The sequence below is a fragment of the Geobacillus sp. DSP4a genome, from assembly GCF_013096875.1.
Taxonomy (GTDB): Bacteria; Bacillota; Bacilli; order Bacillales; family Anoxybacillaceae; genus Geobacillus; species Geobacillus thermophilus.
This window is the reverse complement of sequence record NZ_SDLD01000278.1, coordinates 1-258: the sequence shown is the minus strand read 5'-3', so window position 1 is coordinate 258 and position 258 is coordinate 1. Positions and strand designations below refer to the sequence as shown.

1 protein-coding gene is annotated in these 258 nt (G+C 44.2%); it reads left to right on the top strand.

Going from position 1 to position 258, the window contains the following annotated elements; genetic code table 11:
• Positions 1–258: IS66 family transposase (locus tag ETC02_RS17335; protein ID WP_171698512.1), on the top strand; the 258-nt coding region annotated here is incomplete at both ends.

Genomic DNA, 258 nt, shown 5'->3' with positions numbered 1-258 from the left:
GCTCGTTGTTTATTTACATCATATCCAATTGATCCCGTACAAGCGTTTAAGTGATACAATCGAAGCGTTATATCAACACTCGATTAGTACAGGAACCCTTGCCAATATGGTGAAACGAGGACGCGAAGCGCTGGAATCAAATATGGACATCATCGAAGACGCCTTACTTGAATCCAACATCCTGCATGTCGATGAAACGAGTTTGCGCATCAATGGGAAACTCGCATGGGTGCATGTCGCGTGTACATCGAGATATAC